Genomic DNA, 24,242 nt, shown 5'->3' on the forward strand with positions numbered 1-24,242 from the left:
ACTTCCGTATTCCAATAACTCACAGCTCCATCGTATGGATTTGGCAATACATCGTCAGTAATATAGACCCAGCCAATGTCAGACGCTCGCATTTTGGCAAGAACACTTGGATAAGTGGCTGCATCTGCATCGTAAACAATATGCATTAAGCGGTTTTGGTTAGCAGAGTCCGCTTCAAAGCCTGATCCTGGCTGTGTCCATGTAGACAAATAGGTAGTTGCATCTCCTTCGCCGGTTATGAAAATATCCCCGTAAGGCTCGGCTTCGTTAGCGATATGCGTACCGTAATTATCAACAACCAAATCATTGGGCTTCGTCGCCTTAATGTAATTATAGACAGCTGACAAGTAGCATGTTTGTGCCGAAGTTGCGTCATCAATTCGATCCAGCATTAGGCCTGTTATGCCAGGGTAGAGCGCCCGCCACAAGTCAACGTCTGCAATGACATCAGCAATAGGTCTAGACTGGTAATTAGTGTCCAGGTAGCCAATTGTGCGCGTGCTATTAGCTGTATTGCGGTTAATTTGCGCTGTGTAGTCCGGGTTAGTTGAAGCGCCAGGACCACTATTCGGATTAGCGACTACAAACGGTATTTGGCTTCCAGCTGATTCGATATCATCCCAAAGAGGTAACGTGGGGTATTCGTATGCAGGAACCGCTATTGATTGGCGTGTTACGACAGCAGATGCTGTCTGCGACAAAAATTGGCAAACAATAATACTAAGTAGAAATAAATATTTTGCAGCGTACAGTGTTTTTTTGATCATTGGTTCCCCAACTTCGCTCTTATGCTTAAGATTGTAGCTTAAGAAACAACAATTAGCAAATACATTGGCGCACGACGCTTGCAATTAGTTCGTGCCCTTTATCATTGGGGTGCGCACCGTCATAGCAAAAGAGTTCTTTTACTCCAGCTTCTTCAAAGGCTGGTCTTATAGGTAGAAAAGGCAGCCCCGAAAATTCAACGATTGATTGCAGTTTTTCATCGTATACTTTTATGCGCTCATCAGAGTACTCCGATGTCTTTAACATTACCGAGGGCTTCGCAAGCGGGGGCAGGCCTATAAAAAGAATGTCATTGGTGTATTGTTTTGCAATAGCGATGATTTTTTTGATATTTTCTTCAAACTGATCAAGCGGAGTTTCTACTGCGCCATCTTGCATCCGCTGGTCGTTTGTGCCACATGTAATGATGAACATATAAATGGCCAATTGGCGGAATGTCGCGTTTCTATTTCATTTTGCAAACGCTTTAGTATTCCCGTACTAGTATTGCCACCGATTCCTAGGTTAATAACTTGCCGTTTATTCATTCCTTCAGATTGGATAGTCTGTAAATGCGCATCGCGCTTAATGCGTTCAACCCAACCACCTTCAGTATCCCAGGATTCATAGGCGATGCTGTCGCCAAAAACTAAAATTCTCATATCTTTTTCATCCATTTTTTAATGATTTGTTTTAGTTCCTCACGTTCATGCGGCTCATCGAACGTATGGATTGCCCCCTGAATGATATGAAATTCTTTTTCGCCTGGAAGTATATCAAATAATAGTTTTTGGTGCTGGGGTGGAGTAGATTCATCCATGTCTCCAACAACCATAAGAACGGGCATGGTTAATTTACCAGCTCCCGTGAGTAGATTATATTTCAGTCGATCTTCCATGCACGCCCATTTAAGACGTTTTTCATCACCATTCCTGCGACGTTGTATCAAAACACCATCTTGTTTCCACTGGCTAAAAACGCTGAGTCGTCTTGGGTTCGATAATGAGGTTTTGAGGCTAAGTTCCCCGGATATGACAGTTGCAATTGGAAAAAGAGCTTTGATTTTTTCTGGGTGATCCTGCGCATACATAATGCTTGTTCCCCCACCAAAACTATGACCACCGATCACAAAAGGTTCTACGTACCAATCTTGCTTGGATGCCCATAAAATAACATCCTGTAAGTCTTCGTAGTAATTTGTCTGGGTAGCATCCTCGTATTCACCTTCGCTCTCCCCAAAGGTATGAGCTGCATCGAATGACACAACAGCGTAGCCTGATTCAAGCAAGGCTTCAATCATGGATCGAATATGTGCTTCGTCCTTATTACCGCCAAGTCCATGCGCTATGAACGCAAGCTTGCCAGGATATTCAGATTCTTCGGCGACAACGCAAAGTTTTTTATTGTTACGATTTTGAATAAACGTTTTCATGACCTTTGAAAATTCCCATACACATATGGGCCTATCATAAACCATGCTAGAGGAATCCTCCAGCTAATCGTTTTTCTTTTTACTTAAAAGGCTGTGTAGATTCAGATACTGCCAATGACGCTCTGATACTGGCGTAGGCCTAACGTTACGATCGAAAGTAGAGAAATCAATTGCACCGCCAGCGTGTTCCGCACTACGTAACGCCGACGCCCTAAATTCCTGCGGGCTTTTAGGCCTCAACCAAGGAGGTGTGAGGATATCGCCTTCAGGAGGTATAGGTCTAATGCCGCTTAAATCAATCGCCAAGTCAATTGCACCACGACAAGCCCAATAGGCATCAAGAGCATGCTGACTCATTCTTCTGCTCGGTACGTTTCCTTGTTGCGATAATTGAGAATAGGCTTCTTGCAGGGTGCTTGTTTCCTGTAGCTTTCCCTGAAGCCATATACGAGTTGTTTCAATCGCTTTTCGAGCAGCATTATTGTCCGAAAATAGCTCTTCGTAAAGCGGTAACGCTCGTTCAGCGCAATTCGCAACCCATGCCACTAGTGTATCGAGGTCTGCCTGGGAGACAAGTTGTTCAACTAAGACTCCCAGTCCTTCGACTGACAACTCAACTTTGTCCTCATTGCTATTCCGGACGAGCTGCAATGCTTCAGCGAGGGGAACTCTGGGAAATGCCTCCTGGCTTGGTTGTACGCCCAGTTCACTAGGTTTATACAGTTGCCCATCATCTTTAGACCAACCAACAGGCTCCCAAAATTCTCCAGGGCTCTCGCCACCAATATCATCAAGGTATACGTCTTTTTCCATATCGCCCAAGTAATTTGGAATATCAATATCCAACTCACCCCATAACTGTTGCAACCTTCCCTTAAATCGTCGACTATCGTACTCTTTGAGCGGCGTAACTTCTTCGGCCTGGTAAAGTAATGAGTCCGCATTCGGCACTAAAATAGGATCGTCATCACGAGTATTAAACATACGCCAATTAACACCCGATATCGTTGGATCGGTTTTATGATCTCCCACTCCTTGCATCACAAGACGTATATGCCCATCCGGATCTGGATTTTGTGGAATATATTGATAAGCGGCAAGATCTATACGCCACTCACGCCCGTCACCCCCTACGACTCGAACCCAGGTGTGGTGATCGCCAAGCTCGTCTTTCTTCTCTCCTTTGGGAGTTGCCGACCATAAACTACCCTCTTCCCAATAGACGTTATCTATATATCCCTTACTAAAGAGCTCAGACGATACCTGTACCATGCCTACTGCGAAATTAGAAAAGCATTGGCCTTTTGGACTAAAGGGTTCATATTCATACACCTTATCGACATCGGTTTTGTTACTTGGTCGATATATAGTTTTTTCAGACCAAAGCGCTTCTATTGGCTGCGAAAACCGCGATGCATCATCATATATGTTACGTTCGTCTGCTTCACCATAACAAACACAGAGAGCTATGTATGCGATTTTCTGTTCTATGGTTCGCGGTCCTTTTCTCAGTAGCTCAGTAGATAGATGGCGTTCTCGTAGGAAACTCTGGGTAGGTTGTCTTTCGAGAGGCTTAATGCGTTCTAGCGTCATATATCGGATACTATACCACATAAGTATTTAAATGTCTATATTATCCCCATGGAAATTAATCGGATAATAGTGTTGGCAAAGAGACTCTCCCGTAGACATATAGGTTATACTTCACATATGGTAAACGCACGACTTTCACCGCCCAAGCAGAAAATAAAGGTGCTCTTGCTCGAGGGAATTCATATTTCTGCCGTCGAAGCTTTTCGCGACCAAGGTTTCGATACAATCGACCAACGGCAACAAGCCCTTTCAGAGGAAGAACTGCTCGAGATTATCCCCGAAATACATATTCTAGGTATCCGCTCGGCCACCCAGATAACCCCTTCGGTAATTGCTGCAGGCACGCAATTACTGGCAATCGGCTGTTTTTGCATTGGCACCAACCAAGTTGACCTTTCAACTGCCAAAAAAGCTGGTATTCCGGTCTTTAATGCGCCATTTTCCAATACGCGTAGTGTTGCTGAATTAGTTATCGGCCATATCATCTACTTACTGCGTGGTATACACCAGAAAAATGCCCTTGCCCATCGTGGCCAATGGCTCAAGTCGGCCAAAGATTCGCATGAAGTACGAGGCAAAGTTCTTGGAGTTATTGGATACGGACGAATTGGTACCCAAGTTGGCATTTTAGCGGAAGCATTCGGTATGGAAGTTCTATTTTATGACCCAGTCGCTAAATTAACCCTAGGAAATGCACGCTCAGTAACCAGTTTACCCGACCTTCTCGCGCGTGCTGATGTAGTGACATTACATGTTCCAGAAACCGCAGATACACGGCACATGATTGGACCTAACGAAATCGCGCAGATGAAGTCCGGAGCGAAACTTATTAATTTGTCTAGAGGTTCGGTTGTTGACATCGCAGCGGTCGTTACAGCTTTGAAGAGTCGTCAACTTGGCGGCGCGGCCTTTGATGTCTTCCCTGAAGAACCACCTTCTAACAAACATCTATTCGAATCCGATTTGCAGCAATTTGAAAACGTCGTTTTGACGCCTCACATTGGCGGCAGCACTGAAGAGGCTCAAGAAAATATTGGCGTAGAAGTTGCAAAAAAGTTAATTATTTATAGTACCGCTGGCTCGACTACCATGTCAGTTAATTTCCCCGAGATTGATTTGCCACCGCAACGTGGTAAACACCGCCTGCTTCATATCCATCATAATCAACCAGGCGTCCTTGCAGCACTCAATGAGCTAGTCGCGGCAGCAGGTGGTAACGTCACGGCTGAATATCTACAGACCAATGCAGAGATCGGCTACGCCGTGATCGATATCGACGCTGGAAATAGCAAGCTCGACCAACAGGTTCTTGAGGCAGTTCCCGGCACGATTAAAGTACGGATTTTACACTAAGATCTAGTGAGCTACGATTCCACGTCCGCTTTATGAAGATTCAATGGCACGTTTTTTCCACTGACGTACGTTGACACCCTTAATCAAAAGCCAGAAAGTCATTACGGCTTCTCCTACGAACGTGAACTCGCTGAATACTACGCCAAAATCCGAATTTACGAAGAATACAAATGAATCCGCAAGATATCCAACACACGCAATCATCAGTAGTATTCCGATGAATTTGGGGATAAAGGTCGATTTGAAAACTAGATACCCCATCGGCAACAGCCAAAGTCCAAAGAATATTCCTGCAATCTGGATTCCATATTCATGTAGATTCAAAAACAAATTTATCTGAGCTAATGACGGCCGTGCACTTTCGAGTAGCAACAGTACCGCGCCATTATTAAGCTCGTTTAGCATGGTAATTGGAACGGCAAGTAGTGAGAACAGCACCATCAGTCCTGCCGCGATCCTACTAACAGGTGCAAGGATTTTGTACAAAAATAGCACGACAGCTATATTGACAACTTGGGCGATTAACGCCGCGACAATACTCAGACGAAACAATGATTCATTATTCGTAATATTAGTAACTGTCGCAGCGATGTCTCCGTCTACGATGAGCGTCGAGGGGACATAGATAATCCCAAAGACACCCAGCGGAATTAACAGAAAGTAAAGGAATCCTGCTAATCTTGCGATATTTTTAATGTTGCTGGAATTTATTTTTGTAATCATCGTAATCCTTATGCTGCTACTTTTATCCGACGGGGTGGTAGTCTAAACCCTTTTATAATGAGCCATAGTGGTAGGAATACGAATTCAAACAACCCACCAGGAGCTAGCAGAATCATCCCCGCGTCGCTATTCATATCAACAATACCCATGAAACCAAGTGCAGCTCCTAGTAAAAGCATGGCGTACCCGACCAAACCAAGCACCGCAATAGGTCGTGGAACGAACTTTGAAACAAACAGCAAGTAGGTGAAAATCAGACCACCGATACCGGTTGGGATATAGATTAACAGCATGTCGTTTGGAACTTGCTGTAATGTAATTAGCAAATAAATGCCACAAATCGTAGAAACCATGAATTCCATCACTCGAAGTATTGGATACCATATAGCTAGCTTTCGATTGACCGTTTTTAGAATTTGGTACATGAGTAGACCGATTCCTACTACCGCAATGCCTGAACACATCATAAGTAGCACTCCAATCGTCATTGAAGTCTTGTTAGTATCACCATCCGCAAATGCCGAAATGAGTGAATGACCGATCATCGCTGTGATCATTTGTATGAAAAATAATATTCCTACAATGACTGCTATTTTCCTGGCTGACATATCTTTCTCCTGTAATTTTTACTTAGTTACGTTCTACAGGCTATACTAAGCTAATAAGATACCGGTTACTTGATAGTTTGTGCTATTACGTAGTCTGTCTCTATGAAAGGCCCATTATGCAACCGACATTAAAGCACGTTCAAAAACTCGTAGATCGGATCGAAGAAAATCTGCCTGATGAAATTAACATCGTAGGTCTTGCCGATTCTTTTCATGTGTCGCCTTGGCATTTTCAAAGAACGTTCAAGGCATTAGCCGGCGATACACTGGGCGGATATATCCGCGGGCGAAGACTAACCGAAGCTGCCCGTCTGCTGACAAAAACCGACCTTGGTATTATTGATATCGCACTTCGGGTTGGGTTTAATTCCCACGAAGCATTTAGCCGGGCGTTCAAATTACATTTTGGACTGACGCCGAAAGATTTTAGGAAAAATAGACCTATCATCATATTGAATGAAAAACCGCTTCTTAGTATGGATCTTGTTCGCCATTTAGAAGAAGAGCTTGATCACGAGCCTGTCATCGCAACTACGCCGGAGCAAATTGTTATAGGTATGGATACTTCCATTCCCTCACCTTTTATCACCAATGATGCGTACTGCGAAAAACTGTGGCCGTCATGGATGACACTGCTGAAACGGCAGGATGAAATAGCTGATAGACAGCAGCCGATGTTTTATGGAATCACCGCCAGCCCGTCAGGAAATTTTACCGAAGACACGCTTAGTTTTATAGCTGGCATACCTGTTGCTTCTGCGCGCAATATTCCAGATGGAATGGTAGCACACACACTTCCAAAGCAGCTCGTAGCCATGTTCAAGATCGCTTCAATTGATCACGAAACGGCGCTAAGAACGATCAACTACATATACGGCTATTGGCTGCCTAATTCAATCTACACCAGGGGTAGCGGCAGTGATTATGAGCAATTCGAAGAAACGGATGGTTTTATAGAACCAGGCTTAGGGTCGATGTACGTTATTCCGATCAAACTCAAAAAATAGCTCGGCGCAATTACTAATAGCAAAAAGACCTCGCATTAGCGAGGTCTTTTTGCTCATATAAATCGCAGGGACTATTTAAGGCTAAACGGTGGATATTGGTCAGTGATGAGTAAAACCGCGTAAGCGTTAACTCGTAGGTTCCACCTAGCTACTCCAACAACAAAATCAAACAAACCTTGCGGATATCGGCCAGTGAAAAGAATAGCGAACCAAGCAATGATCGTTGCGCCTAACGCGCCTATGCTAAGTACGACCAACACAAAGTAGTGAGGTACGGCTAATAGCCATTTCACAAGCGGCATCCATTTATTCAGGTCTTGTTTTACATCGGGATATGTTAGCTCCAAGTGGACTGATTGTTTTTCAACTGTTGATGGATAAAGATCCGTCAAAAGGAAAAGATATGCGCTGACTCTCATTGAAAAACGATTGAGTTCTAGAGCAAAATCAAACCACCAGCGCGGGTAGCGTTGTCGAAACAAAATCATGAGGACCGTTGCGGCAAAAAGCCCGACTACAATCCCGCCGCCGTTTTGTGACATTTCTTTTCCTGCTTCATTGCTGAAATTTTCATTCCCGGTTGCAGTTAGTAGAATTAGTATGGCTAATACGGGGATAGCCCATATGACTCGAAAGAATGTCGTCAAACGATCAAGCTTTTTTGGATAGTCAATATTTAGGCTGGCTGGATATACACTTGTTTTTGTTGCCATTGCAATTTTCTCCTATTATTTTTCTGATGATGTATTGGCCGTATATTGAAATACTTGCTCGAGCGGTACATTGAATACGTGCGCTATCTGAAATGCTAGTTCGAGTGTCGGCGAATATTTTCCTTGCTCGATGGCAATAATAGTCTGACGTGTCACGTTAACCTTATCAGCTAGTGCAGCCTGGGTCAATTCACCGTTCATAAACCGAAGGCTTCGAATATTATTAGTGACTTTGGTAGATTTCTGCATACGTTTATAATCCCCGGCGATACGCAACGATCTTTACCATTGTGCTGATAATTGCCGACAAGACAAATGCTGAATACATCGCATTCGCGATCCAAAAATGATCAAATTCAGCCATGGTAAGTCCAAAAGGCACGATCATTGCAACACCCAAAACGATCCCACCTACAAAATCACCTTTACGGTTGATGTCTTTGTCGCGCTCGTCTTTTTTATCCGCTTCGCTAGGTTTGGCGATTGCAATTGCAATCTGGCCGAGTATCGTTACGACTAGGGCGATCCCGATGATCCATAGGATCGTCGATATATATGGAACTTCCGTTATAGCCATGTCCTGCGCCCTATTTAGGATGACGCCTACATATACTACAAATCCCAATACGGTTGTTGCCAGGTAAATCCATTTACCTTTTTCTTCATATGTCATACATTTTCCCCTTTTATATATTACTGTTACTCGTGTGATGTGAGTATGTAGGGAGTGTAAGCTATTGTATACATAATGTCAAATATTTTTTACATTTGAAATTTAGTCATGGCATAAAAAAGCCAGCCACAAGGGCTGGAATTTTCATAGTAGGACAGTTATGAAGTCTTGCGTTTGTAAATCCTAAGTGCCAAGAAATACGAAACAACGAGCAAACCAATACACCATGCGGCCGCACTCCATGCGCTGTCGCCAATTGTTCCATTAGTAAGAAGTGAACGCATCGTTTCGACAATTGGTGTCATAGGCTGGTGTTCCGCGAAAGAGCGTACGACTGGGTTCATGCCGTCTGTGGGTGTAAAAGCAGGGCTTACAAAAACCAGCAGAAGCAGAAGATAGCTAAACGACCCCGCCCCTTCAACCGTTTTCGCAAGCAGGCCAAACATAATAGCCAACCATGTCGTAGCTGCAGTAAATAGTGTCAGTAGACCGCCGAATAGAAGCCATTCTACTATCCCAGCACTCGGCCGGAATCCTACTATAAGCGCTACGAGAATAACAAGTAGCACCGAAAAGAGGTTAGATGCTACCGACGATACGGCATGGCCGCCCAGAATGGATGACGGCGCAACTGGCATTGTTTTGAAACGATTAATAATACCTTTTTGCAAATCCATATTTACGCGCACGGCCGCATAAGCTATGCCGCTCACGACGCACATAGCTACGATCCCAGGCACGATAAAGTCGACATACTTAACCGAGCCATTACCAAGCGAGCTACCTAGGCCGCCAAATACGTACACAAAAAGTAACATCATTGCAATCGGCGTAGCAGCCACTGTGATAATTGTGTCCATACTACGGACAGTGTGGCGCAGGCTTCGTTTCGCCATAGTCCACGTATCTTGTAGAGCACGCATTATTTCGTCTCCTTTTCGTTAATAATTTTTAAGAATACGTCGTCAAGCGTTGGGGCTTTTTGTGCAAACTCGGTTGTCTCGATTTTTGCAGCTTCAAGTTGGCCCAGCAAACGAGTAAGTTGCGTAACGCTTCCGTCAGTTGTCACCGTCAGTGAAACAACCTCGTCATTTCGGACCATTGCATAATTCGCAAGAAGCTTTTCCGCGGCATCTAGTTGTTTTTGGTTATGAAATCGTAGGTCAATTTGCCCCTGCGGCAAGAGTTTCTTTAGTTCATTGGCAGTTCCTTCGGCTACAATTTTTCCGTTCTTTAAAATAGCAATTTTATCCGCCAGCTGATCCGCTTCATCTAAATACTGCGTGGTAAGAAACACTGTCGTACCGTTTTTAGCGAGTGTTTTGATCGTTTCCCACATAGCGTTACGTCCTTGTGGATCTAGACCGGTAGTGGGCTCATCAAAAAAGATAATTGAAGGATTGCCAATTAAGCTCATGGCGATATCAAGACGGCGTTGCATTCCACCAGAAAACGTACTCGTCCGACGGTCGGCAGCGTCTACAAGATCGAATTTTTTTAGTAGTTCTTCCGCAGTACGAGACGGATCTTTGACATGTCGAAGATCACCAATCAATACAAGATTTTCCCTGGCAGTAAGAACGTCATCTACGGCCGCGAACTGACCTGTAAGGCTAATGTGGTCCCGAACTTTATCAGCCTGCTTCGAGACATCAAAACCACTGACTACCGCTGTGCCGCTGTTAGCTTCTAAAAGTGTCGTGAGGATATTGATTGTCGTGGTTTTACCAGCACCGTTGGCGCCAAGTAGTGCAAAGACAGTGCCTTTTTCAACGTTGAATGATACATCTTGAAGCACTTTTACTTTCTTGTACGATTTTTGGAGGTTTTCTACTTCAATCGCTAGCTGATGTTTTTCCATATCTTCCCCTTATTGAACCTTCACGTTATCTAGCTTTGCTTTCGCACTTTTTAAAAGTGCATAGGTGAGCTTATCCATAGTAACGCCGTCGAAGATAGCATTTTTGGCGGCGGTGTGATGGAAGGATACGTTGCGAAGGGTAGCACCTTTAAAAGAAGCGTTTTTGACAGAGGCGCTATTGAAGGCAACGCCGTCAAGAGTTTGGCCGTCGAAAGAAATACCGTTAAGGTCGGATTGGCTGAACTCAGTATTAACCAGGGTGGCACCGCTGAAGGTGGCGCCTTTGAGGCTGGAGGCTTTGAGCTTGGTGCCCGTGAGGTTAGCACCGTCAAAATTGGCTTTGGACAAATCGCTAGCCTTGAGCTCAGCACCGGAAAGGTCGGCATTCCTGAAATTGGCGCTGTTGAGGGCGGAGCCGGACATTTTAGCGCCTTTTAGATCAGCCCCTTCGAAGTTGGCAGCATGGAGGTCACTACCGCTTAGGTTAGCTCCGTCGAGATTAGCACGGCTAAAGTCGACCTGTTTGAGAGCCGAGCCCTTAAGATTGCCCTGACGCAACTCGACGCCCGCAAGGTCCGCGCCAGGGAGATTGGATCCGGTGAGATTGCGACCTTTTTCGACGTGTTCCGCGCTTTCGAGTCCGCTGGCTGAATCGTCATGCTGGACGTGCTCCATAATTTCAGAGACATCACCGAATGAATCAACTGTTTCCTGGTATGCTGCGTCGTCGCTTTTGCCCTGCTCTTTTAGGTCATTGAATTTTTCTAGTAGGTTGGCCAGTAATTCGCTGGTAACATCTGCTCGCGCAGGAAACTTGCCGTATGGTGCAAATGCTTCGTCTAAAAATTTCCGTAGTTTCTTTTCCATTTCATTTCCTCCTTATAGTAATTCGTCTAGGATCTGCTTTGCGTAGTCCCAGTTTTGCTTGTTAACTTTATATAGCTCACGGCCGCTTTCGGTGATCTGATAATATTTCCTTCGACCACCCTGCGTTTCACTACCCCAGTACGAGGTAATATGACCGTCATTTTCCAGGCGCTTCAAACTTGAGTACATCGTTGCCTCCTTAAGTTCGTAGAGCTGATCCGAATGTTCGTATACTAACTTCGTGATTTCGTAGCCATACTTATCGCCACCCGTCAAAAGCTTGAGGATGATCGTGTCGGTATGTCCACGAAGTAAATCCGGTGATAGTTTTTTGTCATTCATAATTACAGTGTATATCATATTACTATGACTGTCAAGGTAATTATGCTCGTCAACACCACGAAGCACTGCTCCGGTGGGAGTTACATATTGGTTTTAACCTGATAAACTGACAGTATGAGTACGCTTAAAACAATCGTTAACGATGCAAACGTAGAAGACTTTATTAATGGCGTTGAGCCTGAGATTAAAAAAAGTGACAGCCTTACACTGCTCAAGATGTTCATCAGCATCACAGGTGAAAAGCCTAAAATGTGGGGTACGAGTATTATTGGATTCGGGCAGTATCATTATAAATCCGAAAAAAGTAAGCAAGAGGGTGATTGGCCGCTGGTAGGCTTTTCCCCAAGAAAACAGAATTTGACTTTATATGTCATGCCCGGCTTTGACAGTTACACGGATCTCTTAAGCAAGCTTGGAAAACACAAGACAAGCAAAGCATGTTTATATATCAATCGGTTGAGCGATATTGATCAAGCTATATTAGAGCAGCTTATCAAACGATCCTTTGATGAAATGAAAGCAACGCACAAATCAAATTAGTTTCGCTTGAGTCAGATGTAGTAGTTTGTGTTTAGTTACTATATTTAGTCTAGACTTAACAGGTTAGACTATGATGGAACAGGAAATTGCGCACATATTCTAAAACGGAGACTATCCCACGACAACAAGTAAACAGATTGGGATGGCAAATGCTGACGCGCGACATATAGTCTTTCTAGCAGTATGATCTTTTGCCCTCATGGGCTAGGGCGACTATTGTGTATTTGTCATCTGTTAATGTAAAATAATCGTATCCCCTACCCTTACAAGTGTAGGTGTAGGTAGGGTTGGTAAGAACAGTAAGTACCAGTCAGAATAAATAAAACCAAGAAGCAAAAGATCATACCTAGTGTAGAAAATAACAAATCATATAAAACAATAGAACTAGCCTAATAAAACCTATAAGAAGTGAAGAAAAACATAGTAAAGCTACAGTCTATAACTATAAAAAACTACTAACCTTATATTTAACTACCTCCATATGACTGAGCTACCTAAGCTAACCAAGAAACAACAAGCAATACTCAAACGGCTGTATAGATTCAGATTCTTAAACCGTATCCAAATCCAAGCACTTATGGGTCATAAAGATCCCAAAACAATCAACCTGTGGCTTCGTGACTTGCGTGCCAAGGGCTACGTCGAATGGATATATTCAACCCACTTTGCTGAAAAGACGAAGCCAGCGATCTACTTCTTGGGCTTAAACGGCGTACGCTATTTGCGCACCCTCACCCACGCAAGTGAAGACGAAGACGGCAACACGGCAGAATCGCCAGCCTACCCGCCAGAAGAACTCCGCAAGCGCTACAAAGAACCCATGCGCAGCCAAACCTACATTGACCGCTGCATTCTGATTGCGGATTGTTGTATTGCTCTTGAGAAGCAAGATGACGAAAATGAGACTAAGGGTGGGAAACTGCGCTATTACTACCAAACCGAAGCCGACTACCTGCTTGAGCGCAGCTACTATCATTTCATCTTAGAGAGTGAGCTTATCCAACCAAGTCTTGTGTTCTGTAAAGATAGACTCGACAACGATAGCAAGGAAGAAGAAACGCTTGCAAGCTATCTGCTTGAAGTATTTGACCCGACATTGCCACGCTACCGTATGAAGAAACGGCTTGGCGATTATGTAAAGTATCTGGATGACGAAGATAGTGAATGGCAAGCACAGACAAACACCGAAAATCTACCGATTGTCCTATTCGTCTGTCCACGAACGACTGACCTCATTTATGCCAAGCGCAGAACACGAAAACTTATTGCTGATGCCTGGAAGTGGAAAGATGAAGACGAGGAGCGACCACGAGTGCGGTTCACGACAATGGACGCTCTAAAGAAGTATGGCGTGTTAAGCAAAGAAGCCTGGGAGCAGGCATAGCCTAATCATCTTCACAATTTAACGACTCACCTTTCATCATGACAAAAAAGAGATTACCGGAGTAATCTCTTAACGTAGCATTTTTGCTAACGAAAGTGCAGCCTTCTGCAAACTACAAAGCAGTGACTGCGTAGTACATTAGCAGGTCAATTTTCTAACGTTCGCAAATTTCTTTTAATTTTTGTAATGATCGTAGCCACATACCGTCGAACATCTTACGTATCTCATCCCCTATATTGTCTCCGGTTAATTCAACGTCAACCGTTGTTATACCGTCTTTTTCTGTAAAGCGGTAGTTTTCATGGGATCCACTCCACTGCTTTGCGCTCTCGCTGGTCATATCTTCTTTGCCGTCTACAATTTCTCCTAAATGCTCTATGGATACATACTCATAAGGAATATTTTCAGCTATTTGGCTGAAGATCCCACTGAGCTTCCTATCATCTTCTGATACGAATTTTATTTTACTGCCTTTATCCCAGCTACCCTCATAAGTAGATCCTGGGTGGAAAGCGCCTGTCCATTCCTTGTATGTATCAAGTTCTAACATTACCTGCCAGACTTTTTGCTTTGGAGCTTCTATATCAATTGTGTAATTTAAGTTTGCCATGCTTTAATCATAGCAAATAAAAATACCCCCCGTCGAGATATTTTTCAAATCAAAAAACCCATCTTTACAGACGGGCTCTTTGATCGCTATGTCACTATAATCCTCCGCTCGACTTCCATATTATCGACCGTAATCACACTCATATAGCACAAACTATCAAGTATACTGAACCTACTTCGTCTATCATAACGTTATAAATAAGAAGAAAGTGGTAAACCATTATGCCTAATAAAAAAATAGCGGTATCGGTCAGTATCCTGTTCATCATCCAGATGCTCACGGCTGCGATCGGCAATACCTTCGTACAGGCATTCGTCGACGGCGACCCCAATAAAACCGCGCTCACCATCGGCGTACTGCTCATGATGTTTTCGGGATTGGTTATAGCCGCGATCGGGCTGGTGTTGTACCGGGCGCTCAAGCCCGTCAAATATAGGCTAACTGTTTGGATTCCAGCTATCAGGATCACCGAATGCGTGGTTGCCATCATCTTTGGCATCTATGTACTGACACAATCACAAGTCGTACCTAATCACCTGCTGTGGGTCTACATTTTAGCGGGTAGCGCCGGCGTGATTCTCGGTTACCTGCTGTTTGTTTCAAAATTAGTCCCCCGGCCAATCGCCGTCCTTGGCATCATCGGCTATGGCTTGATATTGATCGGTGTCCCACTCGATTTCGCCGGCGTACTTGATATGAACCAAGGCGTAGGACAAATCATGCTTATCCCCGGTGGCTTATTCGAAATTGCGGTTCTACCAATCTGGTTAATCGCGAAAGGGTTCAACAAAGTACAGCGGACAGCTTAGTATATTACCTATTTTTGAAGAGGCCATCTACTTTCTTCGTGATTTCTTGGTAGATCTCTTCTTCATATGATTGTTGGCTATTAGCATCTGTTCTGTGCTCTTCGCCAATGTCAATTATCGCCCAATCAAGAATATCTTTTGGTAGCTTAACAATCGCATTAGCTTCGTCAACGACTCGCTGGTTCATTAGGACCACAATGCCGTGACTAGCATCTATGCGTGCTTGAGTTAATTGCTCTGACTTTGACTTTGCAAAAGACCTGATCCTGTGTCTATCTAGAACGGCTAACGTATTAGCAAAGTACTCACGCTCTTGTGGGTCGTTCCAGTTGACATTTGTTCCACTAGAAATAACGTTCATATCTTTTATGTTTAGAGACTTGAGATATGTTTCGGCAATAAGGCTGCGTAGGACATTGCCATGGCAAATAAAATGTACATTCATTTAACTATCATATCAAACAAAAAACCTCTGGATGCTAAGGTGTTTTGATGCAAGCGAAACGTTAGGGCTAATGTCTTTGCCAATGAGGTTGTTCGCCGTTTTATTCGGCGCTATTTGACGAATTACACCTTCTGATTCTCGGACTATCTTATATATTATCATTCGTCTCTAATAGCTCTTTAATGGGATCGAAATAGTATTCTTTCCAATCTTTTATATCTTTTTGTTCGTCTTCAATATCTCCGCTAAACGCAAAGTGTACAGTCGTAACGTCGCTATTCGCTTCAAGAGTAAATTGAGCCTTAAATTTGCGTTCGGGGTGATCGTGACCATACCAGTCTTGCTCAATAAGTTCTTGCGGAACTAGTTTGGTATATACGCCGTGTATATCACCATCCCAATAGCTAAATTGCCCACCTTCACGAGCATCGACCTTTGCAGGAGCAGCACCCCATTGTTCTGCCACTTCAACATCGGTCAGTGCTTGCCAAACTTTTTGTACAGGAGCGTTAATAACGTAGGTCTGTTGAATTTGATTCATATTATTATCATAACAAAAATGCCCTCGTCGAGGTATTTTCACATTACATAAAAATTGGTGCTGGATTACGGATATATTCCTAACTGTTTCCACCCTACTATGTTGATGAATATAAATTGAAAGGGCCGGTCGAAGATTTCAACTTATCGGATAGCCTGTTAGGATAAGGGTATGTATATAGACCCACGGTTAAATGAGATTGATGACTGCTTGTACCGCGTAGCTACAAGAGCATTAGTGATTCAAGATGATAAGATTCTCCTCATAAAAGAAGCTTCAGATAATTGGTGGTCGCTCCCAGGTGGTGGCGTAGATCACGGAGAGACGATCGAGGCGGCAGTCTCGCGTGAAATAGAGGAAGAGCTCGGAGTACCTGCTGATGAAGTATTGTCCGACTTTCGGATCGTGTACAGCAATATCGGTAACGTAGTAAACTCTGTTCCTCGTATGAATTTATTTTTCAAGATTTCAGTGCCAGAAACGTCCCTAAAGAAGACTGATGATGTCTCAGAGTGGCAATGGTTTACGAAAGACGAGTTCATGAAGCAAAAGCTTCATGCCTCTTACGACAAGCGGAAACTTGTCGACGTGATTTTCGAGAAATAAATTCTAGCCGCTCCCTGCCGAGAGTATTTATTGGGTAAATGAAGTAAATGAGATTGGGAATTTACACAGACTGATCTATGACACGCTTCTTTATGATCGTACTGGATGTAGGAGATGAAGAATAATCTACTTCAATAAGTTTACCGTCCCACTGTTTAATAGTTATAAGAACAGATTGCCTAGCCTCTTCCGGCCAATCATTTCCATGCACCACAAAGATCGGTTCGAGTTCTTCTAGATTCGGTGTATAGTCTGGAGAATCCTGCTGGATGACCTTTCTTACGCCAACTAGATTACTCACGACTTCAAAACGCTCATCATAGACCATCACTGGCCATTTACCTTTTTTCTCCTTTATTGCCTCATCCGATAATAATCCTACAATTACATCACCGTACTTTAGAGCCTCTTTAAGTAATTGAATGTGCCCGGGATGAATTATGTCGGCGCTCATGGGCACATAGACAACTGGTAACTTCATAGGATAATCATAACAAAAAATACCTTATGTAGTGTAAGGTATTTTCATAGTGCAGCAGATACGAAAAAGTTTTCACGAAATTAGAAGTGAGGCAAAACGATGGAGAGAAATACTTGCTATTCACTATCCAAGAATACCTATTAGATAAATAAGACTGGGGAGTTACACTAAGCTCCGACAGTACCTATTTTAACTTCTCCAGCTCGCTTGTAATAAGCAAAGATCACACCATTTGACGTAATCAGACTGTCTGTCATTGTAAAGGTCGCGGGCATGGTACCCTCGTCGAACAAACGCTTGCCCGTACCGAGTGTAATAGGAAAAGTCATCAAGCACAGCTCATCGACCAGATCATGTTTGAATAATGTCTGAGCCAGGTTACCGCTGCCGTGAACTTTAATAGCAGGTCCTTCCGAATTCTTGAGCTTCTTGATGTCATCGACTCCCGTTAGCAACACCGAGTTTTTCCAACCCGACTTGTCCACTTCTGACTTGCTCATGGTATCACTCACTACATATTTAGTGACGTCTATGATGCCAGGCCACATATCGGCATGTTTAGGCCAGTACTCGGCAAAAAGCCTGAATGTTTTTTGGCCTAAAAGAATATCCGTTGATTCCATCCATCTTTTCATGAAGTCACCAGCTGCTTCGTCAGCTTCGGCAAAATACGGCGCTGTCCAGCCACCATACTTAAAGTTGCTCGATGTATCTTCCTCTGGTCCACCAGGTGCCTGCATGACTCCGTCTAATGTAATAAACTCTTGGACAATTATCTTTCTCATACCTTTATAACCCATCCTTTCTGCTTTACTAACGCCTATTGTAGCAGGTTAAGGGCATCAAAAAATGTACATTCTGGACACCAACTTAAGGAGTTTTGAGTAAATAAAGGAGTAATATTTAGGTGGGGATACCTATTTTTCAGTTTGCCATAATATTCGGTCTATAGGCCCGTCTTGGGACTTTAACTTTATATATCCATAAGACTGCTGCACGATTTGTTCAAGGATTGGCAGCTCTATATCACTTAACCGCTTGATATAAACGCAGTACCCTGTAGTAGTATGCTTACCTAATTTAGCCAGCAATTCAGAGTAGCGTGCCGTGCCGTCCATAAGGTAAATGGTCATCTTACCTTTTCTTGGATAAAAGCCAATATTGAGACCGTCGCCTTCGCGTCCGCTGTCGTATTTGTAGTGGTAGGTATCAAACCCGATTGTGCCCGCATTCCACAGCTTTGGCTCATGCCCACTTATTCGCCGCATCATTTCAATGAGCACTTGGCTGTCTCTTATAGTCTGCTCATCGCCAAGTGAAGCAACATATCCTTTGACTGAGATAGTTATTTTGTCCATAGTTTAATCTATCCTACGAGCTTACGGTTGATTAATGGCCTATTTATCCTTAGCTCCTAATTGAGCTCTTCCGCTAGTCCAATGAGGATTTGTTCAGGACCACGGATATAGCACAGGCGATACGAATCCTCATACCGAACTATTTCACCGACAAGCTCTGCACCATGCTTCTGCAGCCTAGATACCGTATCATCAATGTCTTCTACGGTGAACATAGTGCGTAGATAGCCAAGAGCATTCACTGGAGCATTGCGATGGTCGGCAACTACGGTTGGGGTAAGAAAACGCGATAGTTCCAATCTGCTATGTCCATCGGGGGTAACCATCATAGCAATCTCGACACGTTGGTTACCTAGTCCTGTGACACGCCCTGCCCATCCTCCTTCAACTATAGCCCGTCCTTCAAGCTGTAAACCAAGTTCCGTGAAAAAAGAAACGACTTCATCGAGTGACTCCACTACGATGCCGACGTTATCCATCCTTTTTAGATTAGATTCTTTTGATTTCATACAATTATATTTTATCACTTAATATCTTAGAGTTAGAGTCTCGTTTGCATTCTTGCCTAAACTAGCTAAAACGCCGACTTACTCGATGTTTTACAGAGGATTTAAATTTATATTATGAATAAAAATAGCTATATAGTCAAGTTAATTATATCAAAATATTCACTCTGGAATAAAACATAATCAAAAGCCATTCAACAAATCTTGACTATTTACTAGTAAAATTGTATAGTCGCATCAGTGTGGATATCCCGCATTCATGATCAAGGAGGACCAATGTACTCTGACCCCGATTGTCCGCTCTGCCCAAGTAACGGTGGCGTGGACATCGTTGCCAAGACGGGTATCGCCTACCTGGTAGAGGCCAAGACCTCGCCAGTTGAAGGATGCTTCCTGATCGTTCCGACGGAGCACATCACCCACCCCATGGAGCTCTCGCCTTGCTGGCAGATGGACTTCGGCGCGCTCCTTGTGAGCGTCCCGTGGTACGAGGCGACCAGCTCGTACAACATCAGCCTCAACATGGGAGTGGCGGCCGGCCAGACCGTGCCCCACCTCCATTTCTGGGTCATCCCCAGAGCCGAGGTCGAGGGTGCTTCCACGTACGGACAAGGGCTTGTGGCCCTCCTGAGGAATGTGGACGCTCTGGCGGACTACATCAGCCACTGAGAACTCACACGAAAGCCCCGGCCTCACAAGGCCGGGGCCATTCTCATTTTTAATCCAGCCCTACCTCAGTAAATGAGATTAGGGAGTTACACTGACAGCATAGAACTTCGCTTACATGTCGACTTCACTGAAATAGTAATGCCAAGCAGGAAGCTCTAGCCCGAAGAACTTCTCAGGTGATTCCTCGTAAAGTTTCTCGACTTCAGAAACCTTCATCCACTTAGCATCTTTTGCTTCGCTAAGTTGCGCAACCGGCTCGCCAGGCTCAACCTCACAGATAAACACAAAAGCCGATCCAAGGTTTACCGTTCTTTAGTTGTTACGTACAGCAATAAGGCCGAAAGCCTATAATACTCATAAACTAACTCGGATAAATGAGTTAACAAAATAAGTGCGAGTTTAAGGCGTTCTGCCCGTGAGTAAATCAGCCAGTGCCTTACCGATCAGCTGGTTTGTCGCCTCTTCCACGAAAGCCCACTGGCCATTGGGGTTATTTTCTAGAAACCAATACTTGCCAGCATTATCCAAAATCATATCAATAGCACCGAACTTCAAGCCAAGGTTCTGTACCAGCTTTACGCATTGTTTAGCCAGATTTGATGGCAAATCATACGCACGTATTGTCATACCGTCCCTGTATAGCCCGATTCGCCAGTCTCTCACCGCAGAGTTAGTGTCAGTATTATTTTCTTGGATACTAGCCGCAAAAACTTGATCTCCGATAACCGTTATACGTAAATCCAGGCTGACATCAACGGCCTGCTGGAATATAGACGGAGCAAGGTTGAGGCCCGTCAAATCGACTGCCTTATCAATCTTTGTAGTATAAAAACCATACAACGCGGTATCTCGAACAAAAAAGTCTGCCCGTATCGGTTTAGCGATAACTGACTGATGCGAACGCAAAAAATGACGGGCGGCAGCTTCATCCGATGTAACAATCGTGTTCGGCACATTAAAGCCAAGCTTACGCGCGAGAGTAAGCTGTAGAACTTTGTCCTCTGCCCTGCGTATAGCATAAACGTCAGAGACCCAATTAGCATCTGGGAACAATGTCCGAAAGAGTATCCCGAACTCTCGTAACGCGGTGAGGCTATACTCCTTTAGTTCCGGCGCAACAGGCAGTTGATCGGACTGGAATGATTGAGGGCGTCGATACCATACCCCGCAGACATCTCGTATTTCACGCTTGCCCAGCAACACACGCATATCAGCTTCAGAAGACAAATCCAGTGTCACTGATTGACCATCAAGTATGGCTGTTTGATCCAGCAGGATAAATGGCTGTAGCAAGTGTTTTTCGACAAATGGCAGATGCGCATCATCGGGATGGCTAATTGCCACCACATGTCTGCCTCGTTGCGTTGTCATATTACCTAGTCTCTGTCAGTAGCAGAGGTGCTATCCCAATGACCTGGTTTACCAGTTACTGTTCTTGTACTGACTTGGGTCCAGTTAGTGGGCGCCGGATTTCCATATTCGTCTTCGGACTCAACTTCTGCTGCCAGCTTTACCCCGAAAGGTGTTATGTAATTTGCCAAACTTTTCAAGGCAGTAGATTCTGCATCTCTTGTGAGCTGATCAGCGGTAACTTCGACCAGCCGTGCCGGTAATTCATCGGCTTCAAAGCCAAGGGTTTCTAGTTGTTTCATGCTTCTCCTCCTGCTACATATCGTCTAATAGTAATAACACACTACGTCCGTATAATGCATTTGTCAAGGATTAATCTCCACAACAGTCGCCCTTATGCGAAAGGAAAATGTCTGACATGAGCTGAGGCTGTTTTCTTGGCGCTGGATTGCAGACGTATTCCTAACTGTAAACTTTGATAAAATCGATACGCATAAACTTATGGATTTAGTGAAACAATTTAATCTATCGGGTGATATAATCTAAACAAAAGAGGAACTGAAACAATGGGAAAGATTATTGCAATTGGAGGTGGCGAGATAGGTCGCCCTAAAGAAGATGGCAAAGGACACTATCCAGTCGAAACAACACTTATAGATACCGAAATTCTACAACTTACAAATAAAAAGAGCCCGACTCTGTTATTCATACCTACGGCTAGTTATGACTCCCGGAATTATTATCAAGTTGTCAAACAACACTTTACGAAATTAGGCTTTAGTTCGGTAACTCCACTTTATTTGTCTGATAAATCATTAACAAAAAAACAAATTGAAAAAATAATTTTATCCCACGATGCTATTTATGTCGGTGGTGGTAATACATTAAGAATGATGAGTATATGGAGAAAACTGGGTATAGACGCGATACTAAAGAAGGCATATAGACAGGGTATTGTATTGTCAGGCATAAGTGCTGGATCAATATGCTGGTTTAGCTATGGTAATTCTGACTCACGAAAGTTTAGCAGCGGCAGTGATAAACTTGTAAAAGTTACTGGACTGGGACTTATTGATGCTCTTCACTGTCCTCACTACGACGCAGAGCCACATAGGCAAGCTGACTTAAAGAGAACGATGAAAACTACATCCAAGGTCGCAATAGCACTAGATAACTGTGCCGCTCTTGAAGTCGTAGATAATACATACAGAATTATTAAGAGCAAGCCTGACGCAAAAGCAAGAAAAATATATTGGAAAAAAGACAAATACTTTGTTGAAGATATTCCAGCAAGTAAATCATTTAGCGATATAAGTAAACTTACTCAAAAATAAAATATGACCCGCCTGAGTCATATTAGTTAGAAACAATACTGTTTCTAAATTGTTTGGGTCTAATTGGTGCAACGGAACAGAATCTTCTCAAACTTTTTGAATGGATTATCTATGAAGACCGCAATCTGAATTTAATACTCCCCCGGGAACAAAGTAATACGACTAAGATTATTTATTGAAACAAGCTTGATCGTATCGCTAAGCAGTATATTCCCAGCCGGGTTGCCATGATTTTGTTTTTCGCCAATCCTCATCAATTGCTTGTTGCCAAGTCTTACCTCTCAGGATTACATCTAGGGCAAGTTGTGGCCCCTGGTGCGCAACGATAGCAACATGTTTACCGTCGTAGTTCTCGCGAAGAAAGTCAACAAAACTAGCGAGTCTCGCTTCGACATCTTTGTAGCTTTCGCCGTTTGGAAAAGGAGTATCAATAAAGTTTTCCATACGGTTTTTGAAATCAGCCGCAGACTTGCCGTTCATATCGCCGTAATCACATTCACGAACTCGCGCGTCTTGAATAATCTTATATTTATCGCCAAAGCCTAGTTCGGCAGAATCAATTGCTCGCTGCAGATCTGAACAAAATACCACATCAAACTGCTTGTCGGCCACCTGTTCGCCAAGCTTTTCTGCCTGATCTCTGCCCATTTCTGAAAGTTCACCAGGAAGCCAACCAGTAGCCAAATCCTGTTCATTATCAGTCGTCGTACCATGCACAAAATAAGTAATTTTTACGCTCATGTATTACAGTGTAGCAAAATACCCCTTATTTGGGGTATTTATGGTGCATAAAATTAGTGCTGGGTTACAGACGTATTTCTCACTGTCACTTCAGAGAATATAGACATACATAAGCTAACTAGTCTAGCGAAACGATTCAACTTATCAAGCAAGCTATCGGTTCATGGTCGATGATATAATTACCCTATGAAGCTATACTTCGTCCGACATGGTGAAACAGATGAAAATGTTAATATGGCTGGCAGCCCTGCGGACGATGTGTCACTGAATCAACTTGGCATTCAGCAAGCAAAAAATTTAGCGGTCGAATTGAAAGATGTAAAATTCGACACTATTATTTCATCTCCTCTTAATCGTACCCAGCAAACTGCGGAACTAGTTAATGAATACCATCAACTTCCCATACAATTAGATACCGCGTGGCGAGAACGAGACCTAGAATCTTATTTGGCGTTAGATGTTTGGAATGACGCTTTTGATTTTGATAAGAATGTCCAGCTGGGCAATAGTGAGCCTCTTGCGGAGTTCTTTGGACGAGTCTATGCGGCACTTGATAGCCTCAAACAAGACCATGAAGATAAGACTGTATTGGTAGTATCACACGGTGGAGTGCAGAGTTGCCTGTATGCTTATGCTAATAAGTTGCCCCTCGAAGGAAATATGCGTATGAACCCAATGAAAAACTGCGAATATCGAATCTATGATTTGTAACTTAAAATCACCAGAACGGGCCTTAACAGATTAAAAATAAACAGAAGACACATTTTTTCAATGCGTCTTCTCTGTTATGAATTCATGGTGCAGCGGGCGCTAAAAAGTTTCCACGAAATCAGTGGTGAGATAGAGCGATGGAGAGAGATTTTGGCTGTTCCCTATCAAGAGTATTTATTAGCTAAGTGAGGACTGGGACTTACACTGCTATTCGTTAATC

General features: G+C 43.6%; 34 protein-coding genes. 9 read left to right on the forward strand and 25 right to left on the reverse strand.

Annotated elements, in window-relative coordinates; translation table 11 throughout:
* The 5 genes from VK497_04325 to VK497_04345 form a co-directional block, all read right to left on the reverse strand.
* Positions 1-767 (reverse strand): spherulation-specific family 4 protein (locus VK497_04325; protein ID HMI09588.1); only part of this gene is annotated, 767 nt, incomplete at its 3' end.
* Positions 768-819: 52 nt separating this feature from the next.
* Positions 820-1,200, reverse strand: a complete 381-nt coding sequence (locus tag VK497_04330; protein HMI09589.1) for an SGNH/GDSL hydrolase family protein — start codon at positions 1,198-1,200, stop codon at positions 820-822.
* The gene (locus tag VK497_04335) at positions 1,146-1,427 is read right to left on the reverse strand and encodes a hypothetical protein (protein ID HMI09590.1); all 282 of its coding nucleotides are present in this window, start codon (positions 1,425-1,427) and stop codon (positions 1,146-1,148) included. The genes VK497_04330 and VK497_04335 overlap by 55 nt, the downstream gene beginning before the upstream one ends.
* Complete coding sequence (locus VK497_04340; protein HMI09591.1) at positions 1,424-2,197, reverse strand: alpha/beta fold hydrolase; 774 nt, start codon at positions 2,195-2,197, stop codon at positions 1,424-1,426. The genes VK497_04335 and VK497_04340 overlap by 4 nt, the downstream gene beginning before the upstream one ends.
* 63 nt (positions 2,198-2,260) lie before the next feature.
* Positions 2,261-3,790, reverse strand: coding sequence for a hypothetical protein (locus tag VK497_04345; GenBank protein ID HMI09592.1), 1,530 nt, complete (start codon positions 3,788-3,790; stop codon positions 2,261-2,263).
* 117 nt (positions 3,791-3,907) lie between these two features.
* Between VK497_04345 and serA the strand changes: the two genes are divergently transcribed.
* On the forward strand, positions 3,908-5,143 hold the full coding sequence (gene serA, locus VK497_04350) for a phosphoglycerate dehydrogenase (protein HMI09593.1): 1,236 nt from the start codon (positions 3,908-3,910) through the stop codon (positions 5,141-5,143).
* 30 nt (positions 5,144-5,173) lie between these two features.
* Here the strand turns inward: serA and VK497_04355 are convergent, their stop codons facing one another.
* Together VK497_04355 and VK497_04360 are read right to left on the reverse strand one after the other, a co-directional pair.
* The gene (locus tag VK497_04355) at positions 5,174-5,866 is read right to left on the reverse strand and encodes a DUF4386 domain-containing protein (protein HMI09594.1); all 693 of its coding nucleotides are present in this window, start codon (positions 5,864-5,866) and stop codon (positions 5,174-5,176) included.
* Between the two features lie 8 nt (positions 5,867-5,874).
* Positions 5,875-6,474: a DUF4386 domain-containing protein gene (locus VK497_04360; protein HMI09595.1), complete on the reverse strand. Its 600-nt coding sequence runs from the start codon at positions 6,472-6,474 to the stop codon at positions 5,875-5,877.
* Between the two features lie 116 nt (positions 6,475-6,590).
* Here VK497_04360 and VK497_04365 point away from each other — a divergent pair, with 116 nt between their 5' ends.
* Positions 6,591-7,481: an AraC family transcriptional regulator gene (locus VK497_04365; protein HMI09596.1), complete on the forward strand. Its 891-nt coding sequence runs from the start codon at positions 6,591-6,593 to the stop codon at positions 7,479-7,481.
* A gap of 71 nt (positions 7,482-7,552) precedes the next feature.
* Here the strand turns inward: VK497_04365 and VK497_04370 are convergent, their stop codons facing one another.
* The 7 genes from VK497_04370 to VK497_04400 all read right to left on the reverse strand — a co-directional run bounded on the left by VK497_04370 (position 7,553) and on the right by VK497_04400 (position 11,937).
* Positions 7,553-8,194, reverse strand: coding sequence for a DUF4389 domain-containing protein (locus VK497_04370; protein HMI09597.1), 642 nt, complete (start codon positions 8,192-8,194; stop codon positions 7,553-7,555).
* A 15-nt stretch (positions 8,195-8,209) separates the two neighbouring features.
* Positions 8,210-8,443, reverse strand: a complete 234-nt coding sequence (locus tag VK497_04375) for a helix-turn-helix transcriptional regulator (protein HMI09598.1) — start codon at positions 8,441-8,443, stop codon at positions 8,210-8,212.
* A 4-nt stretch (positions 8,444-8,447) separates the two neighbouring features.
* Positions 8,448-8,867, reverse strand: coding sequence for a hypothetical protein (locus tag VK497_04380; GenBank protein ID HMI09599.1), 420 nt, complete (start codon positions 8,865-8,867; stop codon positions 8,448-8,450).
* 158 nt (positions 8,868-9,025) lie between these two features.
* On the reverse strand, positions 9,026-9,790 hold the full coding sequence (locus VK497_04385; protein ID HMI09600.1) for an ABC transporter permease: 765 nt from the start codon (positions 9,788-9,790) through the stop codon (positions 9,026-9,028).
* The gene (locus VK497_04390; protein ID HMI09601.1) at positions 9,790-10,728 is read right to left on the reverse strand and encodes an ATP-binding cassette domain-containing protein; all 939 of its coding nucleotides are present in this window, start codon (positions 10,726-10,728) and stop codon (positions 9,790-9,792) included. The genes VK497_04385 and VK497_04390 overlap by 1 nt, the downstream gene beginning before the upstream one ends.
* A 9-nt stretch (positions 10,729-10,737) precedes the next feature.
* Positions 10,738-11,595: a pentapeptide repeat-containing protein gene (locus tag VK497_04395; GenBank protein ID HMI09602.1), complete on the reverse strand. Its 858-nt coding sequence runs from the start codon at positions 11,593-11,595 to the stop codon at positions 10,738-10,740.
* A 12-nt stretch (positions 11,596-11,607) separates the two neighbouring features.
* Positions 11,608-11,937 carry a PadR family transcriptional regulator gene (locus VK497_04400; protein HMI09603.1) on the reverse strand — a complete coding sequence of 110 codons (330 nt, stop codon included), beginning with the start codon at positions 11,935-11,937 and terminating at the stop codon, positions 11,608-11,610.
* 114 nt (positions 11,938-12,051) lie between these two features.
* Here VK497_04400 and VK497_04405 point away from each other — a divergent pair, with 114 nt between their 5' ends.
* The gene (locus tag VK497_04405; protein HMI09604.1) at positions 12,052-12,477 is read left to right on the forward strand and encodes a DUF1801 domain-containing protein; all 426 of its coding nucleotides are present in this window, start codon (positions 12,052-12,054) and stop codon (positions 12,475-12,477) included.
* Between the two features lie 481 nt (positions 12,478-12,958).
* A complete protein-coding gene (locus VK497_04410; protein HMI09605.1) occupies positions 12,959-13,861 on the forward strand; it encodes a replication-relaxation family protein in 903 nt (300 codons plus the stop codon).
* Positions 13,862-14,015: 154 nt separating this feature from the next.
* Here the strand turns inward: VK497_04410 and VK497_04415 are convergent, their stop codons facing one another.
* Positions 14,016-14,471, reverse strand: coding sequence for an SRPBCC domain-containing protein (locus VK497_04415; GenBank protein HMI09606.1), 456 nt, complete (start codon positions 14,469-14,471; stop codon positions 14,016-14,018).
* Between the two features lie 221 nt (positions 14,472-14,692).
* On the opposite strand from VK497_04415, the gene VK497_04420 reads away from it, so the two are divergent.
* Positions 14,693-15,280 carry a DUF4386 domain-containing protein gene (locus VK497_04420; protein ID HMI09607.1) on the forward strand — a complete coding sequence of 196 codons (588 nt, stop codon included), beginning with the start codon at positions 14,693-14,695 and terminating at the stop codon, positions 15,278-15,280.
* A gap of 4 nt (positions 15,281-15,284) precedes the next feature.
* On the opposite strand, the gene VK497_04425 is transcribed toward VK497_04420, so the two are convergent.
* Together VK497_04425 and VK497_04430 are read right to left on the reverse strand one after the other, a co-directional pair.
* Entirely contained in the window at positions 15,285-15,725 is a 441-nt protein-coding gene (locus VK497_04425; protein HMI09608.1) for a hypothetical protein, read from the reverse strand.
* Positions 15,726-15,873: 148 nt separating this feature from the next.
* Positions 15,874-16,266, reverse strand: coding sequence for an SRPBCC domain-containing protein (locus tag VK497_04430; GenBank protein HMI09609.1), 393 nt, complete (start codon positions 16,264-16,266; stop codon positions 15,874-15,876).
* Positions 16,267-16,437: 171 nt separating this feature from the next.
* Here VK497_04430 and VK497_04435 point away from each other — a divergent pair, with 171 nt between their 5' ends.
* The gene (locus VK497_04435) at positions 16,438-16,872 is read left to right on the forward strand and encodes an NUDIX domain-containing protein (GenBank protein HMI09610.1); all 435 of its coding nucleotides are present in this window, start codon (positions 16,438-16,440) and stop codon (positions 16,870-16,872) included.
* Positions 16,873-16,933: 61 nt separating this feature from the next.
* On the opposite strand, the gene VK497_04440 is transcribed toward VK497_04435, so the two are convergent.
* The 4 genes from VK497_04440 to VK497_04455 form a co-directional block, all read right to left on the reverse strand.
* Complete coding sequence (locus VK497_04440) at positions 16,934-17,353, reverse strand: adenylyltransferase/cytidyltransferase family protein (protein ID HMI09611.1); 420 nt, start codon at positions 17,351-17,353, stop codon at positions 16,934-16,936.
* Positions 17,354-17,520: 167 nt separating this feature from the next.
* Positions 17,521-18,138, reverse strand: coding sequence for a dihydrofolate reductase family protein (locus VK497_04445; protein HMI09612.1), 618 nt, complete (start codon positions 18,136-18,138; stop codon positions 17,521-17,523).
* Between the two features lie 132 nt (positions 18,139-18,270).
* The gene (locus VK497_04450) at positions 18,271-18,711 is read right to left on the reverse strand and encodes a DUF1801 domain-containing protein (protein HMI09613.1); all 441 of its coding nucleotides are present in this window, start codon (positions 18,709-18,711) and stop codon (positions 18,271-18,273) included.
* 56 nt (positions 18,712-18,767) lie between these two features.
* Entirely contained in the window at positions 18,768-19,220 is a 453-nt protein-coding gene (locus VK497_04455; protein HMI09614.1) for a VOC family protein, read from the reverse strand.
* A gap of 273 nt (positions 19,221-19,493) precedes the next feature.
* On the opposite strand from VK497_04455, the gene VK497_04460 reads away from it, so the two are divergent.
* A complete protein-coding gene (locus VK497_04460) occupies positions 19,494-19,886 on the forward strand; it encodes an HIT domain-containing protein (protein ID HMI09615.1) in 393 nt (130 codons plus the stop codon).
* A gap of 111 nt (positions 19,887-19,997) precedes the next feature.
* Here the strand turns inward: VK497_04460 and VK497_04465 are convergent, their stop codons facing one another.
* The 3 genes from VK497_04465 to VK497_04475 form a co-directional block, all read right to left on the reverse strand.
* Entirely contained in the window at positions 19,998-20,171 is a 174-nt protein-coding gene (locus VK497_04465; GenBank protein ID HMI09616.1) for a hypothetical protein, read from the reverse strand.
* A gap of 114 nt (positions 20,172-20,285) precedes the next feature.
* Entirely contained in the window at positions 20,286-21,257 is a 972-nt protein-coding gene (locus VK497_04470) for a hypothetical protein (GenBank protein HMI09617.1), read from the reverse strand.
* Between the two features lie 5 nt (positions 21,258-21,262).
* On the reverse strand, positions 21,263-21,538 hold the full coding sequence (locus tag VK497_04475; protein ID HMI09618.1) for a hypothetical protein: 276 nt from the start codon (positions 21,536-21,538) through the stop codon (positions 21,263-21,265).
* A 264-nt stretch (positions 21,539-21,802) separates the two neighbouring features.
* Between VK497_04475 and VK497_04480 the strand changes: the two genes are divergently transcribed.
* Positions 21,803-22,570 carry a peptidase E gene (locus VK497_04480; GenBank protein HMI09619.1) on the forward strand — a complete coding sequence of 256 codons (768 nt, stop codon included), beginning with the start codon at positions 21,803-21,805 and terminating at the stop codon, positions 22,568-22,570.
* A gap of 198 nt (positions 22,571-22,768) precedes the next feature.
* Here VK497_04480 and VK497_04485 read toward each other — a convergent pair whose 3' ends face one another.
* A complete protein-coding gene (locus tag VK497_04485) occupies positions 22,769-23,311 on the reverse strand; it encodes a histidine phosphatase family protein (GenBank protein ID HMI09620.1) in 543 nt (180 codons plus the stop codon).
* A 186-nt stretch (positions 23,312-23,497) separates the two neighbouring features.
* Between VK497_04485 and VK497_04490 the strand changes: the two genes are divergently transcribed.
* A complete protein-coding gene (locus tag VK497_04490) occupies positions 23,498-24,022 on the forward strand; it encodes a histidine phosphatase family protein (protein HMI09621.1) in 525 nt (174 codons plus the stop codon).
* Positions 24,023-24,242 lie beyond the last annotated feature (220 nt).

Source organism: Candidatus Saccharimonadales bacterium (genome assembly GCA_035317825.1).
Taxonomy (GTDB): Bacteria; Patescibacteriota; Saccharimonadia; order Saccharimonadales; family Saccharimonadaceae; genus DATHGB01.